The 16,777-nt window shown below is 48.3% G+C and carries 10 protein-coding genes; 3 read left to right on the top strand and 7 right to left on the bottom strand.

From position 1 onward, the window contains the following. Positions 1-121: 121 nt before the first annotated feature. On the bottom strand, positions 122-424 hold the full coding sequence (locus BMZ54_RS32040) for a thiamine-binding protein (RefSeq protein WP_089921264.1): 303 nt from the start codon (positions 422-424) through the stop codon (positions 122-124). Between the two features lie 124 nt (positions 425-548). Continuing rightward, positions 549-2,066, bottom strand: coding sequence for a GNAT family N-acetyltransferase (locus BMZ54_RS32035; protein WP_089921263.1), 1,518 nt, complete (start codon positions 2,064-2,066; stop codon positions 549-551). Positions 2,067-2,201: 135 nt separating this feature from the next. On the opposite strand from BMZ54_RS32035, the gene BMZ54_RS32030 reads away from it, so the two are divergent. Together BMZ54_RS32030 and BMZ54_RS32025 are read left to right on the top strand one after the other, a co-directional pair. Next, on the top strand, positions 2,202-3,548 hold the full coding sequence (locus tag BMZ54_RS32030) for an Ig-like domain-containing protein (RefSeq protein ID WP_089921261.1): 1,347 nt from the start codon (positions 2,202-2,204) through the stop codon (positions 3,546-3,548). A 101-nt stretch (positions 3,549-3,649) separates the two neighbouring features. Then, positions 3,650-4,840: a glycosyltransferase gene (locus tag BMZ54_RS32025; protein WP_089921259.1), complete on the top strand. Its 1,191-nt coding sequence runs from the start codon at positions 3,650-3,652 to the stop codon at positions 4,838-4,840. Positions 4,841-4,970: 130 nt separating this feature from the next. Here BMZ54_RS32025 and BMZ54_RS32020 read toward each other — a convergent pair whose 3' ends face one another. Continuing rightward, entirely contained in the window at positions 4,971-9,926 is a 4,956-nt protein-coding gene (locus BMZ54_RS32020; protein ID WP_162277733.1) for a PKD domain-containing protein, read from the bottom strand. Positions 9,927-10,476: 550 nt separating this feature from the next. Here BMZ54_RS32020 and BMZ54_RS32015 point away from each other — a divergent pair. Beyond that, positions 10,477-11,820 (top strand): oligosaccharide flippase family protein, encoded by a 1,344-nt coding sequence (locus BMZ54_RS32015; protein ID WP_089921256.1) that lies wholly within the window; start codon positions 10,477-10,479, stop codon positions 11,818-11,820. A 69-nt stretch (positions 11,821-11,889) separates the two neighbouring features. Here BMZ54_RS32015 and BMZ54_RS32010 read toward each other — a convergent pair whose 3' ends face one another. From BMZ54_RS32010 to asnB, 4 genes are all read right to left on the bottom strand, one after another. Continuing rightward, positions 11,890-12,747, bottom strand: a complete 858-nt coding sequence (locus BMZ54_RS32010; RefSeq protein ID WP_089921254.1) for a beta-1,6-N-acetylglucosaminyltransferase — start codon at positions 12,745-12,747, stop codon at positions 11,890-11,892. A 141-nt stretch (positions 12,748-12,888) separates the two neighbouring features. Continuing rightward, the gene (locus BMZ54_RS32005; RefSeq protein ID WP_089921252.1) at positions 12,889-13,647 is read right to left on the bottom strand and encodes a class I SAM-dependent methyltransferase; all 759 of its coding nucleotides are present in this window, start codon (positions 13,645-13,647) and stop codon (positions 12,889-12,891) included. 60 nt (positions 13,648-13,707) lie between these two features. Continuing rightward, complete coding sequence (locus BMZ54_RS32000) at positions 13,708-14,832, bottom strand: glycosyltransferase family 4 protein (protein ID WP_089921251.1); 1,125 nt, start codon at positions 14,830-14,832, stop codon at positions 13,708-13,710. Further along, positions 14,832-16,730 (bottom strand): asparagine synthase (glutamine-hydrolyzing), encoded by a 1,899-nt coding sequence (gene asnB / locus BMZ54_RS31995; RefSeq protein WP_089921249.1) that lies wholly within the window; start codon positions 16,728-16,730, stop codon positions 14,832-14,834. Before asnB ends, BMZ54_RS32000 begins: the two co-directional genes overlap by 1 nt. Positions 16,731-16,777: the final 47 nt, after the last annotated feature.

The following is a 16,777-nucleotide window of genomic DNA, read 5'->3' as shown; positions in this document are numbered from 1 at the left end:
AATAGATCAGTTAGCCCATGAGCTACGGTTAAAGGCTCATGAACGAATATGTGTTACATATATTTATGCGTATGGTTTTCCTCCTTCTGCAATTTTGGTTATTCTTACTCTCTATGCTATGTTACAGTAAATCGTATTTACCTACTTTTTCTTCCATGGTTACATCTTCATCCTTACGGATCTGCATTTTAATATACACCAGCAGCTGCGAGGCGCCTGCTTTAAAACACACTTCCTGCGCTCTGCGCGCAATATCCATCAGCTGGTCATACGGGCCTTCCATCACGGTTTCAAAGGGGCATACGCGGTAAGGCACACCGGAGGCCTGTATCACTGCAATGGCTTCGTCTACTACGGCGTATACTTTTTCGCTGGCCACCTGCGGAATGATCTGTAATGCTAAATTAATCTTGTGAGAATGCATGTGTAAGTTTTATGCAAAGTTTCCTTTATATGCTTCTTGCAAAATAATCAATGATCGTCTAAATTCATAGTTTTATATAGCGGAAAGCAGAAAGCAGAAAGCTCTCACGCTATATGATTCCCAGCTACTTCTTCCATTTTACTTCGTACAAATCCTTTCGCATATCTTTTTTCGTATGCACGCTGCCAAATGCATTCAGCTCTTTCAGCAGTACCAGGTCTACATCCGCCACCACGATCATTTCCGTATTGGGCGTGGCATCGGCCTTTATACCGGTTACGGGAAATGCAAAGTCAGAGGGGGTGAACACCGCGCTTTGCGCATATTGCAGGTCCATATTATTTACTTTAGGCAGGTTACCTACGCAGCCGGCAATGGCTACATAACATTCCATTTCCACGGCACGCGCCTGGGCGCAGAAACGTACACGGTTATACGCATGCTGCGTATCTGTGAGGAAGGGTACAAATAAGATCTGCATGCCCTGTTCTGATAATATACGGCTGGGTTCGGGGAACTCTACATCATAACAGATCTGTATACCTATTTTACCGCAATCTGTATCAAAGACCTTTAGCTCCTGCCCGCCTTTTACGCCCCAGGCAAATACTTCGCTGGGTGTGGGGTGTATTTTAATGTAATGGTCGTAGGTACCATCGCGGCGGCACAGGTAACAAATATTATACAGCTGCTCATCTATTACAATGGGCATGCTGCCGCCAATAATGTTTACGTTGTAGGACACTGCATGGCGTACAAATTCATCGCGGATCTGCTCCGTGTAACGGGCTACGCCGCGTATGGCGCCGGCAGGGTCCAGCTGGTTAAACTCCGCCATGAGCGGGGCATTGAACAGCTCCGGGAATACTACAAAGTCGGATCCGTAATCGCTCACCGCATCAATAAAATATTCCACCTGCTCCAGGAAGCCGTCCAGGTTGCGGTAATCGCGCATTTGCCATTGCACCAGGCCAATACGCACGGTGGATTTGTTATAACGCACTGTATCGGCATCCTTCTCATAATAGATATTATACCATTGCAGCAGGGTGGCAAATCCTTTGGATGATTCGTCATGCGGCAGGTAGTTGCGCAGTATTTTCTTTACCAGAAAATCGTTGGAGAACTGGAAGGTTAGCGTAGGATCGTACAGCTCTTTGTCCTGCACCTTTTCAATGTATTCACGCGGCGACATTTCATCTGCATACTTTTCATAATTGGGAATGCGGCCCCCGGCCACAATACCGCGCAGGTTCAGTCTTTCGCATAATGTTTTACGTGCATCGTACAGGCGGCGCGCCAGGCGTTTGCCCCGGTAGTCGGGATGCACAAATATTTCTATGCCATACAGGATATCCCCTTTTGGATCATGTGTGTTAAAGGTATAATAACCAGTGATCTGTTCATAGGTATGCTCATCGCCAAACTTACCATAGTTCACAATAATAGATAATGCGCAGCCTACCACCTTATTATTTACGGTAATTGCTATCTGCCCTTCGGGGAACAGGCTGATAAGCCGGCTGATGGTAGGTTCCCGCCAGTAGCTGCCTGCCATGTCCGGGTAGGCGGATACCATGGATTCTTTCAGGTCAAAATAATCTTCTGCCGTTAACAACCGTATGTCTATTGTTTCTGTCATGACCGTAAATTTGGGTGTATCACAAAATAATTTGTTACTTTTAGCTCTCAATAAATATACCCAAAAGACTCCAATAACCCTTAATACAATCCCTATTTGACACATTAAACCCTCATAATACCTTAAATCCAATCTATGACTATGCAACTTTACCCCTCCCAACGAATGACGTGGATCATGGCGGCGTTGTTATTTCTGCTATTCCCGCGTACCTATGCACAACAGGTGTATGCCAGCAGCCAGACCAACGGCATTACCGGCTTGTGTTTTTCATGTAGTGTCAGCAACCCCAATAATGCGGTGAGCAACAGTAACCTGAATGATTATGCACAGCTTAACATGGGCACAGGGCTGGGCACTGTAACGATGTACCAGACCCTCATCTTTCCATCGGCCAGCAACGGCTGTGATTCACTGGTGATAGGCATTGGCACCAGCGGCAGCCCGGTTGACAATCCGTATGCCAGCGTTACTGTGCAAACGTATAACGGCAATACGGCCAATAATGATGCGCTTACAGTGGACAACAGCGTGCTGCGGCAGCTGCAGGGTTATGGGCAGGCAGAGATCCTGCTGAAGCCCCAACAAACTTTTGACCGCGTACGCGTTACGCTTACCCGGCAGGGATCCGGCTCATTAAACAACCTGCGCATCTTTTATGCATACCGCCAACCCGGCCTGCTGCCGCCTGTTGTAACAGACAGCCTGCTGAGCACCTGCCAGGGCAGCACCATTACGCTGCATGCATTTTCGGCCGACCCGCAGGTAACCGCTATTAACTGGTACGATGCACCCTCCGGCGGAAACCTGTTATATACCGGCGATTATTTTACACTGCAGGCCGACAGTAGTGCTACCTATTATGCTGCCTCGCAGGCGCAATGCGAATTTCCGCAACGGGTAGCCGTAACAGTGACCACCACTCCCCGGCCGCCGGCGCCAGTAATGGGCGTGCCGGACACCGTGTATGCCTACCGTTTTGCCAATGTAACGCTTACGGCTACTGCGGCAGACAGCGCAGTGATACACTGGTACCGTTCCGATACGGCTACCACTGCGGTTTATACCGGCAACAGCTACCCCTTTACCGTGCTTACAGCCGGCACGCTATACTTTTATGCCGGTGCTGAGCAGCAGGGCTGCATTAGCCTTCGCAAACAGGTAGTAGTAATAGTAAGCCGCAATACAACACCGCCGGCCGCGCGCAGCGCCGCACCAATACAGGCGGTTAAACAGCAGCCGGTATTGCCCGCATTGCAGCTATTCCCCAACCCCACCAGTGGCGAAGTTCGGTTTACCGGTAAAGATCTTTCCGGCAGTGTAGCGGTCATCAGAGATGTGAATGGAAGGGAAGTACAGCGGGAAGTGCTGCAGCGTAATGGCCTGAATATATCCTCCTTAACAACAGCGGGTATTTACTTTATACAGGTTATTGCCAAAGATCATACAGTATACAACGGCAAAGTGCTGCTGAAGCGATAAATAACAGGTTCAAACCGGCAAAAGCCCTGGTAAGCTACCGGGGCTTTTGTTTTGGAGGAAAGCCGTTACCTTTGTACCTTATTTCAAACTATAGCGTTCTTATGCCCCTTATTCAGAACCGGGACATTGTTATTGTGGGTCTTCAACAATGGTACACGCCTATTGGCAGCAATTGTAAAAATATTGCGTTACAGTTTGCCCGGCATAACCGGGTGCTGTATGTAAACTCCCCGCTGGACCGCCGCACCATTATGCAGCAAAAACATGATCCGGAAGTAGCCTTTCACCTGAAAGTGGTAAAAGGGGAAACCAGCGGCATTGTGCCCATTGGAGAAAACTTCTGGAACCTGTACCCCAACCGGGTGCTGGAATCGGCTAATTTCATACCCTTTACCCCCCTGTTTTCCATTTTTAACCGTATTAACAACGGACGCTTTGCCAAAAGCATTCAGGAGGCTGTAAATGAGCTGGGATTCAAGAACATCCTTTTATTTAACGATAACGATATTTTCCGCGGCTTTTACCTGAAAGAGCTGTTAAAGCCTGACCGCTATATTTATTACAGCCGGGATTACCTGATAGCCATGGATTACTGGAAACGGCATGGCGCCAAGCTGGAGCCCCTGCATATTGCCAAAGCAGATGTGGCGGTGGCCAACTCCCTGTACCTTACTGATATGCTGCTGCAGTATAACCGCAACAGTTATTATGTAGGCCAGGGCTGTGATCTGAGCTTATTTGACCCGCAAAAAGTATACGAGCGGCCGGCAGACCTACCGGTAACAGATGCGCCTATTATTGGTTATGTAGGTGCGCTTACTGCTATGCGCCTGGATCCTGAGATCCTGTTATACATTAGCCGTAACCGCCCCCAGTGGCAAATTGTACTGGTTGGGCCGGAGGATGAGGTGTTCCAGCAGTCAGCGCTGCACCAGCAACCTAATATTCATTTCCTGGGACGCAAACCGCTATCGGACCTGCCGCTGTACCTGCAGCATTTTGATGTATGCATTAACCCGCAGCTGGTAAATGAAATTACCATTGGCAACTATCCCCTGAAAATTGATGAATACCTGGCCATGGGCAAACCTTCCGTAGCTACGGATACCAAAACCATGCAGCTGTTTAAGGATCATGTGTACCTGGCGGCAGCTAAAGAAGATTATGTACCGCTGATAGAAAAGGCCATGGCCGAAGATGAACCTGCCCGCCGTGCTGCGCAAATAGCCTTTGCGCAATCCCATACCTGGGAGAATTCAGTGGAGGCAATTTATAACGCTATCGCGTTATAAATTAAAAAGCAAAAAGTAAAAATTAAAAAGGGTAGATCGAAAGAGAAGATTTACTAATAAAGCCAATTAAAAAAGGAAGCAGATTATCTCCGCTTCCTTTTTAATTTTTGCTTTTTTACTTTTTACTTTTTCAGTCTCCCGCCTTTAAGAACTTACCGGTCCAGCGGAACGTTCCTTTGCTGTCTTTAACCTCCATGATATAATAACCACCGGTGAGGGTGCTTACATCTATATCCTTCTGGATGGTTTTACCGGTTACCGGCTCGCTGAAGTTAGCTTTAGGCCGCCCGTTCAGGTCATAGATGGTGAAGTATAGCCTGTCACCGCTGCCTATGTACCTAACCGTAATACGCATGTTGGTAACAGCTGGGTTGGGGTACAGGGCTACAGAATCCAGGGTAATGCTGGTTTTATCTGTAAGCACCTCTACGGTGTAAGTGGTTTTGCTTACTGCACCCTGATCATCCGTTACGGTCAGCTCAAACACATAGGTACCTACTTCCAGGCCGCTGATGCGTGTTTCCACCCAATCCGGATGCCAGATGTAAGCCGGGCTTGGGCCGCTTACCTGCCTCCAGGAATAAGTAGTAATGATGCCGTCAGGATCATTAGACTGTTCGGCGTTTATGTACATGAAATCGTTAGGCGCCTGTACAGATTCATCGCCGGTGGCAATGGCCAGCGGTGCAATGTTCTTGGCAACTGCTGCCTCTTTCACGGTTACGGTTACACGGTCGGTTGCAAATACACCTTCATTATCAGTTACTTTCAGCTCATATACATAGGTACCTGCAGCTACCAGGCCGGTAATGTTGGTGGCTTTATTGGCTGGTTCAATAATGGTGGAGTTTGCACCGCTTATTTGAGTCCACTGGTATTTGCGGATACTGCCATCAGCATCCTTGCTTTCGCTGGCATCTACATGCGCAGTGGTAAGCGGTAAGGTGATGGTGATATCACTGCCGGCATTGGCAATGGGTGCTTTATTATTCGGATCAGGCAGTACGGTAACGGTTACACGGTCAGTAGATACCGCGCCTTTGTTGTCCGTTACGCGCAGCTCATATACATAGGTGCCTATATCCAGGCCGGTAATGTTGGTGGCCCTTTTAGCAGGTTCTATGATTGTGCCCTGGCCGCCGCTTACTTTGGTCCAGCTGTAAGATGCGATAGTACCATCCGGATCTTTAGACGCGCTGCCATCTGCATGTGCAGTGCGCAGCGGCAGGGTGATCCAGATATCGGGGCCTGCGTTCGCAATCGGGTCTTCGTTTACAACCGCATTTATTACGGTTACGGTTACACGGTCTGTAGCGGTAGCGCCCTTGTTATCTTTTACCGTCAGCTCATACACATAAGTACCTGGGGCCAAGCCGGTAATGTTGGTGGCCTTGTTGTTGGGTTCTATAATAGTACCCTGGCCGCCGCTTATTTTGGTCCATGTATAAGATACAATGCTGCCATCCGGATCTTTAGACGCGCTGCCATCCACATGTGCGGTACGCAGCGGTAAAGTAATGGTCAGGTCCTGGCCGGCATTTGCTACCGGTGTTTTATTGGCTGCAGCGTTTACAACTACGGTTACCTCATCGGTGGCAGTTGCATTCTTATCATCTGTTACCGTTAACCTGAACACATAGGTGCCCTGGCCTAAACCGGTAATAGTGGTTTTGCTGGCGCTGGCAGTAGTAATGGTGCCGCTTGCGGGGCCGCTTACTTTTGTCCAGGCGTATTTGCTGATCCTGCCATCAGCATCCGCTGATTTTGTACCGTCCAGCGTAGCGCTGTTGGTGGGCATGGTAATATTAATATCGGCGCCTGCATTTGCTGTGGGCGTTTTATTAGCGGCTGCATTTACAATTACGGTCACTTCATCGGAGGCGGTAGCATTATCATCATCCGTTACAGTTAACTTGAACACATAGGTGCCCTGTGTTAAACCGGTAACCGTGGTTTTGCTGGCGCCGCCGGTAGTAATAGTTCCACCGGTTGGGCCGCTTACCTTGCTCCATAAGTATTTGGTAATAGAGCCATCCGTATCTGTAGAGCCAGTACCATCCAGCGTAGTGCTGCTGGTTGGTAAGGTGATGGTTACATCTTTACCTGCATTGGAGGTAGGCGCTTTATTAGTGGCGCTGCTTACGGTAACAGTTACATCATCCGTAGCAGTAGTATTCTTATTATCGGTTACGGTTAAGCGGAACACATAAGTGCCGGCAGTGGTAAGCCCTGTTACCGTTGTTTTGCTGGCACCGGCGGAGGTGATAGTACCACCTGTTGGTCCGCTTACTTTTGTCCAGGCATATTTGCTGATGCTGCCATCGGCATCTTTAGAGGCTGTACCATCCAGCGTAGCGGTGCTGGTTGGTAAGGTGATCCTTACATCAGCGCCTGCATTGGCTACTGGTGCCTGATTACCACCCGGGTTCACCACGTTGATCACTACCTGGTCTTTGCTAACACCGCCGGCATTGTCTGTTATGCTCAGCTCAAAAGTGTAGCTACCTGCTACCAGGCCGGTAACATCGGTATTGCTGGCATCATTTTCTGCAATGGTGAAGGCGCTCGGACCACTGATCTTTTTCCACAGGTAGCTTACGATCACACCATCCGGATCCAGTGAGTTGCTGCCGTATAATTGTGTTGCGTTGGTTGGTAATGTTAAAGTAACATCGCTGCCAGCTTCTGCATCCGGCAGCTTATTACCGGTGGAGGGCTGTACGGTTACCATTACTTCATCTGTGCTGATTGCTCCGCTGTTATCTGTAACGGTTAGCTGAAATACATAGGTACCTTGTATAAGGTTGGTAACCGTAGTTTTAGAAACCGTAGCGGTGGTAATAGTGCCCTGTACGGGACCGCTCAGCTTCTTCCAGGCATATTTGGTGATGATGCCATCCTTGTCTTTAGAACCAGTACCATCCAGCGTAACGGTGGCGGCTGGCAGCTTAATAACCACGTCGCCACCGGCATCGGCCGTAGGCGCAGTGTTCAGCAGGCCTGCATACTCATACGCACCAACGTCGTACTTACCACCCTGCGGGCGTGTTACATCGTCAAAGTCTGTTTTCAGACCCAGGTCAGACATATCCCGTCCGGCATTTACTGCGGCTGATTTGGAGGTAAGCTCGTATATACCACCCAGGATATTTCCCAGTAATGGCAGGTCAGTTGTTTTATACGACTGGTTGTTGGAATAATCGAATTTAATAGGTGCGGAACCTCTGATATACATGCCGCTCTGCGGATAATCCCAGGAGCCACCCGGCGCTATCAGCAGGTTATTATACACTTTGTGGCCAACCGTGGTGAGATCGGCATAGATCTTAATAGCATCCACGCCAGTACCGGATACCGTGTTATTGTAGATATAACCGGTGGCCGGCTGGAATAACAGTTTATCCGTTACGTTTATACCTTCATAATAAATGTTGGTAACCACGTTATTGTACACATAGTTAATGCCGCTGCCAAAGATCTGGATACCGCAGTTATAACCTTTATCTACCCGGTTATTGTAAATGCGCAGCGTACTGCCGCCACCGCAAAGAATGCCGTAGCCGTGTGCGCTGTTCCTGGCCATGGCATAGTTCACCAGGCGGTTATGGTGCACCAGGTTGGTGCCCAGGTCGGCCATGGAGATCTGGATACCATCACTCCCTACATTTTCCAGATCGTTATCATATACTTCCAGGTTTTCAATGTGGTGCGATTTCATGCTTTTGCAGGTACCATCATCCCACAGGTAATGGGTGTTACCAATGTAAAAGCCTTCCCATGCGGAGTTGCGGCACAGCAGGTGGTGGATCTTTACATTACGCATTACGAACGCGCCTTCCAGCCACTCCGGATGCCCGCACTGCTGCAGGGTTTTGGCCTGCACAAACATACCGGCATCGTGCACATATGCATTATGCAGGTCATAGTCGCTGCTGCCATCTCCCAGGAAGAAGCCAAACAGCTTCTGGCCATTTTTATTAGTACCGTTTACATCAAAACCATATTCCAGGTTCTTGTCGCCGGTACCTTCTACTTTAAAATATTTTGAGTTGGTAAATACAAAAGCGGCTACGGTGGTGGTGCTGTTTACGCCGGTGCGTACCAGGCCGCCACAGTTCTGGATAATGATGGGCTTAGCGGCTGTGCCCAGCAACCCGCCGAACTGGATAAAATCATAATCACCTGCTGCCAAACACAGAGTATCCCCTGCCGTTATGTTCAGGCTCTTCATGGCATCCGGATAATAAACCTGGTTGCCGCTGGAGCGGGGTACAGTAATGCGTTTATTAACCGTACCTGTGCCGCTGGATGGTTTGGAAGGTGTAGTGGTTGGAGGTGTGGAAGAGACGCCACGGGTATATTGCAGCATCCACTCATACACATTCATACCGTTCTCCTTAAAATTCGGATCGTAGGTTTTTGACCACGCATCGTGGATTCTGGCGTTAAAAGTCGTCAGTTTGGCCATGGGATTCGGCGCCGGTTTGGAACCATCAATCCCATCTACCCAGCCTACAGAATATTTGTAGGGCACCGTAGGGTCATTATTGTTATGTGTGGCCCACACGGGAGTATTATTGGTGGCAATTGTTTTTTGCAGCTGCGGATATGGAGCGGGGTCATAGGCGCCGCATACCACTACGGCTGCAGCATATTGTTTTGCTTTTGAAGGCACTTCTGAGATAGCGCCCCAGATAACGCCACCGCCCATACTTAAACCAGTAACGTATAAACGGGATGCGTCTATACGTAAGGTTTTCTGCAGGTAGGCCACCAGGCGGTGAATGTCGCCGGCGCCGGGCCATGTTTTAAATTGTGGTGAGACTACAATGAAAGAGTACTGTTGTCCGTTAGATGTGAATGAGTTGGGAAAAGTGCCCCGCTCGATCAATGCCTGCGGTCCGTTCTTCAGTACTTTGGACTGTAAGGTTGTAGTGTTGGCGCCGGCAAGTTCTCCCACGCCATGTACGGAGATCAGTAAAGGATAAGATTTTTTAGGATTAGCGTCGTAATCGACAGGAAGGGCCTGATAATAGCCTGTTAAATTCGTAAACGTATCCGGCAAGGTTTTTGGAACGTTCTTCATTCCCTGACCGAAAGACGACAGGCATAAGGATAGACAGGACAAGAGCACTAATAGACCTGTGCGGCCAGGCACAGTTGAGTTAGTGTAATGTTGTTTCATTACATAGAGGTTTTTCATATTAAACATATGGTGTTGGTTTATCAATGAGATCTTTCCAAGCTTTCAAGCCTTAATCCCCCCTGGACAAGCATTGAATGGCTGAATGAATAACACTGACGGGTGATGTTGGTCTTCTTATGTTGGGCGTAAATATTATGTACTCTTCTAATGTTTCTTCAATATCACCCTTGCAAAGAAAGTATTTTTTATTTATCAAATAATAGTTTTTTTGTATATATATCAGGATTTATAATAAATTATCTTTTTTCTCCTCTCGTATTACGTTGTTTTTCAATATTTACAACACGCGGTTGTTGTAACATATTTTTTTTATTAACAAAAAAATGTATCTTGCACACGTAAAAAACATATAGCATTGTTCCCCCATATACCACTCTTTTTCTAACTGTATCCTGTTAAAAAACTGCTTTACTATTATTAACGACGACACATGGCTTTTGGATTTCTGGCTGCCATCCGCAACCGGCATTTTCACTCTTTAATGGGTAATGTTGTGATGGCTTTCTTTAACGTACTGTCTTTCTCGTTACTCGTGCGCCTGTTATCCCTGAATGCTTTCGGGGAATGGGTTACTTTCATTGGCACCTATAACCTGCTGGATCAGATACGTACTGCCTTACTGCAAACCGGCCTGATAAAATTTTATGCGGGGGTAGATGAAACAACCGGCCGGCGTGTAATTGGCGCGGGCTGGTATATTTCCCTGCTGCTTACCTTAAGTTATATAACACTTTCGTTCCTTGCTTACTTTGTAGCTTACAGATGGTTTAACCCTACCTGGCATTTATTTATTTGCTGGCTGGGGATGCTTACCCTTTTTTCCCTGCCCATGAACTTTGCTACCTGGATATTGCAGGCAGAACACCGTTTTGAAAAAATTATCTGGATACGGTTAATGCAGAACGGCTCTTTCCTGGTGCTACTGGGAGTGCTATACCTTACAAAGCTGGTTAGCCTGCCTAATGTATTATATGCGTATTGCGCATCCATGGCGCTGGCCAGCATTTACTGCCTGCTGCGTAAATGGACCATGATCCGCTCCGTGTTTTTCCGTACAAAAGAGCAGGCGCGGGAACTTTTCAACTTTGGCAAACATATTGTGGGCAGCATGGCCTCCTCTTCCCTGCTCAATTATTCCGATACGCTGGTGATCCGCACCCTGCTGAACCCCGCAGCTGTAGCTATTTACAGCATACCGCAAAAGTTTATGGAGGTAATTGAAATTATACTGCGCAGCTTCGTAGCTACCGCACAGCCTACGCTTTCCAGCGCCGCTAACCGCAATGACTATACGGGCGTAGCACGGGCTTTTGCAAAGTATACCGGCACGGTAAGCTTGCTTATTACTCCATTTATTATAGGACTGCTGATCTTTACCCAGCCCTTAATTATCATATTAGCTAAAAGTACTTACCTGGATGCTACGGACATTGTGCGCATTATCCTGTTCTCCGCTATCCTGTGGCCCATTGACCGTTTTATTGGCGTTACGCTGGACATGATTAATTTGCCCAACGTGAATTTTTACAAAAACTTCCTGAAGCTGATCCTGAATGTGGCCTGTGATATTCTTTTTGTGTGGATCTATACGGATATCCGCTCAGTAGCGTTCGCTTCCCTGCTGAACGTAATATTTGCCGTGGTGTTCGGCTATTACTTTTTGAAGAAGCACCTGGATGTACATTTGCGCGATATATGGACCTTAGGCTGGCAGGAATGTAAAAGGCTATTGGCCAAAGTAAGGGGAAAGGCCATGGTGGCGGATAAAGCGTAATTCAATTACACATAAAAAAAAGCCGGATATGAAGTAATGATCATATCCGGCTTTTTTAATAAAATTAGCTCATAATACCTTCCACACTACTTCCTCATCCAGCAGGTCCATAATGGCGGCGCTTTTTTCCATATCAAACTTGCGGGCAAACAGCTTACCTGAGGCCAGCAGCGGTGTCATATCTTCTGTAGCAAAAGTTTTAGGATGTTCTTTTCCTGCGCTCCAGTCAATGTAGTGCAGGTTTTCGCCGGTTACCTGTGCGCGGTAAGGGCTGTTCATGAGAATGGTCTGCAGCAGAAACTCGTCCGATCCCCAGGTGTATTTAAAAAAACGATGCAGTTCCGGATGCTGCTCTTCAAATTGCAGGCAGTACTCCACGCAATCCGGTGTAAGCGTCCACCAGGCGGAGCCACAGTACAGCTTAAAGCCCAGCGGAGGGCGGCGTTTAGGCAGCAATGCTGTAAGCAGGCGGCCAAACTTGTACTTACCGGGAAAATTATGCTCTACAAAATGATAGTTGTTCATTTTGCTCATCATGGGCGCCAGCGCTTCATCATTAATAACGTTAATGAACTGCTGACCGCTCTCCCGCCGGCTGCACAGGAAATCATAAATATAACCGGCAGATTTTAACACATAATCCTGCCCGCTGAGTAAAGTAATGTACTTATACTTTTCGCCACTTTCCATTACTGCCTGCATACTGTTCAGCGTAGCCTGCAAAATGCTCCAGCCGGCCCAGGTAACTTTTACCCTTTCCGGCACCGTGTATACCTGCGGCAGGGATAAAGGCGCTTCCCAATCCTGCAGGCCGCACTTTGCATCCACATGCACATAACAATCAATGCCCGGGTGCGCCAGCCTTTGTAAAAGGCGCTGCAGCTGGGCCGGTTGTTTGTGTGCGAGTATTATAAACGCAATTCTCATTTCTTAGTCCATGGTCCATGGTCCATAGTCCATGGATGTTATGTTGTTTATTGTGGTTTGTCTATAACTGTCCACGACCATTTTCGAACTATTAGCAGCCACGAAAAAGGCAATGGACTATGGACTATAGACTATGGACCACTATTTCTTCCTCCATACTGTATTAAACCCGCCTGTAAAGCCCAGCGGCAATATTTCTGCTACCTGGCAATCCAGGGCCTGCAAAAATTTAATGCGTTTGGTGAACAGGGAAAAGGGAAATACATCTTCCACAAAATTGGTTTTAGCAAAACGTACGATCTTAAAATCGTGCGCAGTAGCCAGGGCATGCAGATCCTTACGGGTAAAGAACTGCACATGATCCAGGTTATCGGCCTGCGACTGTACCGTGGTCCCCTTAAAGCCCAGCGCTTTTTTAATACCGTTAATAAAACCCCATATTGCAGGGTTTTTGCGCGCTTTCAGCATAGGCTTGGTTACACATACTTCCCGCGGGCCTTTACCATTAGGCACTGTAACTATTAACATGCCTTCCGGTTTCAATGCGGCAGCTATTGTTTCCAGTAAAATGCCCGGCTGGTCCAGGTGTTCCAGCACCTCGCTGCATATTACTGCATCGTACTGCTGGCCCTGCGCCTTTAATGCTTCTGCGCTGATGGCTTCAAAATGTACATTGGGCAGCTTATTTTTTGAGCGGGCTACATCTATTGTTTTCTGGCTAATGTCAATACCCAGCACGTCATAACCAAACTGTCCAAGGTGACGGCTTATCACCCCATTGCCACAGCCTACGTCCAGTACGCGGCCCCGGGCCGGAATGCCTTGCTGCAGGCAGCTCTCAATAAATTTCAGTCGTTTGTTGTCAGTAAAACGTTCGTATTCGTAAGTGATCGTGGTCATAGTATCCAATTATTAATTTTTAACCAGCTTTTAGTATTTAGTATTGACCATTACTAAGCGCTAAAGGCTAATTGCTTCATAGATATTTTCAATGCGGCGGGTCATTCCCGTTACATTGTAGGTAGTTTGAATAGTTTTAACGGCCTTTTGCTGCAGCTGTTTACGCAAATAAAAATCCTGCAGCAGCCGCACCATAGCGGCGGTTAAGGCCTCGGGATTAGCGGGTGGCACCAGCAGCCCGTTCTGCTCATGGGTAACGGCTTCACGCGTGCCATCCACATCGGTGGCAATCACCGCTTTACCCATGGCCATGGCTTCCAGCACACCAATAGGAAAACCTTCCCATAGGGATGGCAGGCAGTAAATATCCATAGCTTTCAGCACAGCCGGAACATCCTGCCGGAAATCCAGGAACACTACTTTGTCTGCAATGCCCAGCGCCTGCGCGGTATCCATGGCGGTTTGCTTCAGCTCTCCCCCGCCTACCATCAGCAATGTAACGTCCTTTACCTGTTGTGCTGCTGCGGCAAATGCGCGGATCATGGTAACCGGATCTTTCTGGTAGGTCATACGGGCTATGTACCCTACTACCAGGTGGTCTGCCGGGATGCCCAGGGCCGTTCTTACATCCGGGTAAATAACGGCGGGATCAAACTTCTGCAGGTTCACACCATTCCTGATCACCTCTGCATGGAAGCTGCCAAAGGCCTGCAGGCCGGTTTGGCGGTTAGCTTCAGATACACAGATGTTGACCTGGGCCTTGCGGGTTATGTATTTTTCTGCAGCTATACGTGCCCGTTTCATCATGGGGTTCAGCCCTTCATGAAACGACCAGCCGTGAATGGTATAGATCAGCGGCAGCTGCAGGGAACGCGCGGCCCACAGCACATTGGTGTTGGCGCGGGTGCCGTGCACATGCACCATATCTATTTGCTGCTGTTGTAAAAAACGTTTTACCTGTTTCCACACGCTGATGTCAAATGCTTTTTCACTGGCTATTACATGTACGGGCACCTCCATTTTTTGCAGGGCCTGTATCATAGGCCCATCTGTAAAGGCCAGCACTACCGGTTCAAAACGGGTACGGTTTAGCGTGGCCACCAGGTCCAGCACATGGCTTTCCCCGCCGCCGATCTTGCCCTGGCGGATGGTTTGCAGTACGCGTATTTTTTTTGCCGGTAACATTATAATTTCTCCATCCAACGGTTATACCATAACTGGAACACCAGTATATTCCAAAGCTTCTGGTGGCTTACCTTACCACCGTTAATATATTTTTCCATGAGCTGCTGCACGTGCGGCGCGTTGAACAAGCCGCTTTTGGCCAGCCTTTCAGGCGCCAGGTAATACTGCATCTGCTCTTTCAGCTCATCCCGGAACCATTCCTGCAAAGGCGCAATGAACGGGCGTTTGGGACGGTCCATTAAAGACTGCGGAATGTATTTATGTACAATGGTTTTCAGAATGTACTTGTTCACATTGTCCTTTACCTTCAGCGACTGCGGCACCTGCGCCAGGAACTCCACCAGGCGGTGGTCCAGCATAGGTTCGCGGCCTTCAATGCTCACGCTCATGGTAGCACGGTCTACCTTCACCAGGTTATTATCTACCAGGAAGGTTTTGTAATCAATGGCCAGCAGCTTATTCAGCGGGTCGTTTACATTGGTAAGCTCACCGTTCAGGTCAAAGTTGGTCCTGTACTTTTCCGGCTTTACCTGCATATAGTGATGCACTTCACTTTCCGTGAGGTACTGGCTGATATATTTCAGCGCATACTGCGCCTGGCCGGCGCCCCATATCAACTTCATTTTCTCATAGCGGGAGGCGAAGTTGTATTTTTTATTGAAGTATGGGATCAGCTCCGGTTTCATCAACCCCATGGTATGGCTTAATACGCCCTGCAATCTTTTGGAAAAGCGGGTATAGCGCAGGGATTGATTGAACTTATTATAACCGGCAAACAGCTCATCGCCGCCATCGGCGCTCAGCGCTACCTTTACCTGTTTGCTGGCCAGCTTACTTACCAGGGTAGTTGGTACGGTGGAGTTATCGGCAAACGGCTCGTCATAAATTTCAGGCAGCTGCTCCAGTATTTCCAGCGCATCCTTGGGGCCTACGATCCATTCTGTATGGTCGGTACCCAGGTGGCGGGCAATCTTTTTTGCTTCCTGCGATTCATCGAACGCGCGCTCCTTGTACCCGATGGTAAAGGTTTTGATACGGCTGCCGGATCCGGCCTGTATAATAGCGGCCACGCTGGCACTGTCGTACCCGCCGCTCAGGAACACGCCTACCGGCACATCGGCTACCATGCGGTAGTTGTAAGCGCTTTTCATGAGCGCTTCCGTATGCTGTATCACCTCATGCTGGGAAAGGCCCGTTAGCGGCTGGTTGTAGGCATCCAGCACATTCCAGTATGCCCGCTCCTGCAGCTCCTGCCGGTTTAAACGGATGGTGAGCAGGTGGCCGGGTTTCAGCTTACGCGTTTCCTGGTAAATGGTATAAGGGGTGGGTATGTAGCTGTATTGCAGGAACAGGGATACACTGTTCACATCGATCTCCTTTTTGAAATCCGGGTGTTCGCACAAAGCTTTCAGCTCAGAGCCAAATAATAAACGGCTTCCATCCCAATAATAATAAAGGGGTTTTACGCCGGCGCGGTCGCGGCACAAAACTACTTCATCCTGCTGGCGGTCAAAGATCACAAAGGCAAACATACCAATGCAACGGTCCAGCACGCGCTCTTTCCAGGCATCGTATCCTTTTAGCAGCACTTCGGTATCAGAACCGGAATGGAAGCTGTAACCCAGCTTTTCCAGCTCTTTCTTTATTTCCTTGAAGTTGTATATTTCCCCGTTGAAGATGATGGAGTAATGTTTGAAGTGCATGGGCTGGTGTCCGCCGCTGGAAAGGTCCAGGATAGACAAACGGCGTTGTCCGAAACCAATGCCGGCTGCAGCATGTTCAAAAACTTCATAGCCGGAGTCATTGGGGCCACGGTGCTGCATTGCATCTGTCATGCGCTGCAAAATGTCTGTTCCGGATTTTTTGGAAAAATCAATAAACCCTGCGATACCACACATAGTTGTTCAGTGTTACGGTTAGTGTTCGGCGAAATGTGAATTAATAA

The sequence above is a fragment of the Chitinophaga rupis genome (genome assembly GCF_900109685.1).
Taxonomy (GTDB): domain Bacteria; phylum Bacteroidota; class Bacteroidia; order Chitinophagales; family Chitinophagaceae; genus Chitinophaga; species Chitinophaga rupis.
Note: the sequence above shows the minus strand (reverse complement) of the source record. Positions and strands in the feature narration are given on the sequence as shown.

Excerpts from the sequence above, each read along its gene's own strand:
- BMZ54_RS32005 (WP_089921252.1), bottom strand. The coding sequence starts at position 13,647 with ATGACCACGATCACTTACGAATACGAACGTTTTACTGACAACAAACGA.
- BMZ54_RS32020 (WP_162277733.1), bottom strand. The coding sequence starts at position 9,926 with ATGAAGAACGTTCCAAAAACCTTGCCGGATACGTTTACGAATTTAACA.
- BMZ54_RS32040 (WP_089921264.1), bottom strand. The coding sequence starts at position 424 with ATGCATTCTCACAAGATTAATTTAGCATTACAGATCATTCCGCAGGTG.
- BMZ54_RS32015 (WP_089921256.1), top strand. The coding sequence starts at position 10,477 with ATGGCTTTTGGATTTCTGGCTGCCATCCGCAACCGGCATTTTCACTCT.
- BMZ54_RS32035 (WP_089921263.1), bottom strand. The coding sequence starts at position 2,066 with ATGACAGAAACAATAGACATACGGTTGTTAACGGCAGAAGATTATTTT.
- BMZ54_RS32025 (WP_089921259.1), top strand. The coding sequence starts at position 3,650 with ATGCCCCTTATTCAGAACCGGGACATTGTTATTGTGGGTCTTCAACAA.
- BMZ54_RS32000 (WP_089921251.1), bottom strand. The coding sequence starts at position 14,832 with ATGTTACCGGCAAAAAAAATACGCGTACTGCAAACCATCCGCCAGGGC.
- BMZ54_RS32010 (WP_089921254.1), bottom strand. The coding sequence starts at position 12,747 with ATGAGAATTGCGTTTATAATACTCGCACACAAACAACCGGCCCAGCTG.
- asnB (WP_089921249.1), bottom strand. The coding sequence starts at position 16,730 with ATGTGTGGTATCGCAGGGTTTATTGATTTTTCCAAAAAATCCGGAACA.
- BMZ54_RS32030 (WP_089921261.1), top strand. The coding sequence starts at position 2,202 with ATGACTATGCAACTTTACCCCTCCCAACGAATGACGTGGATCATGGCG.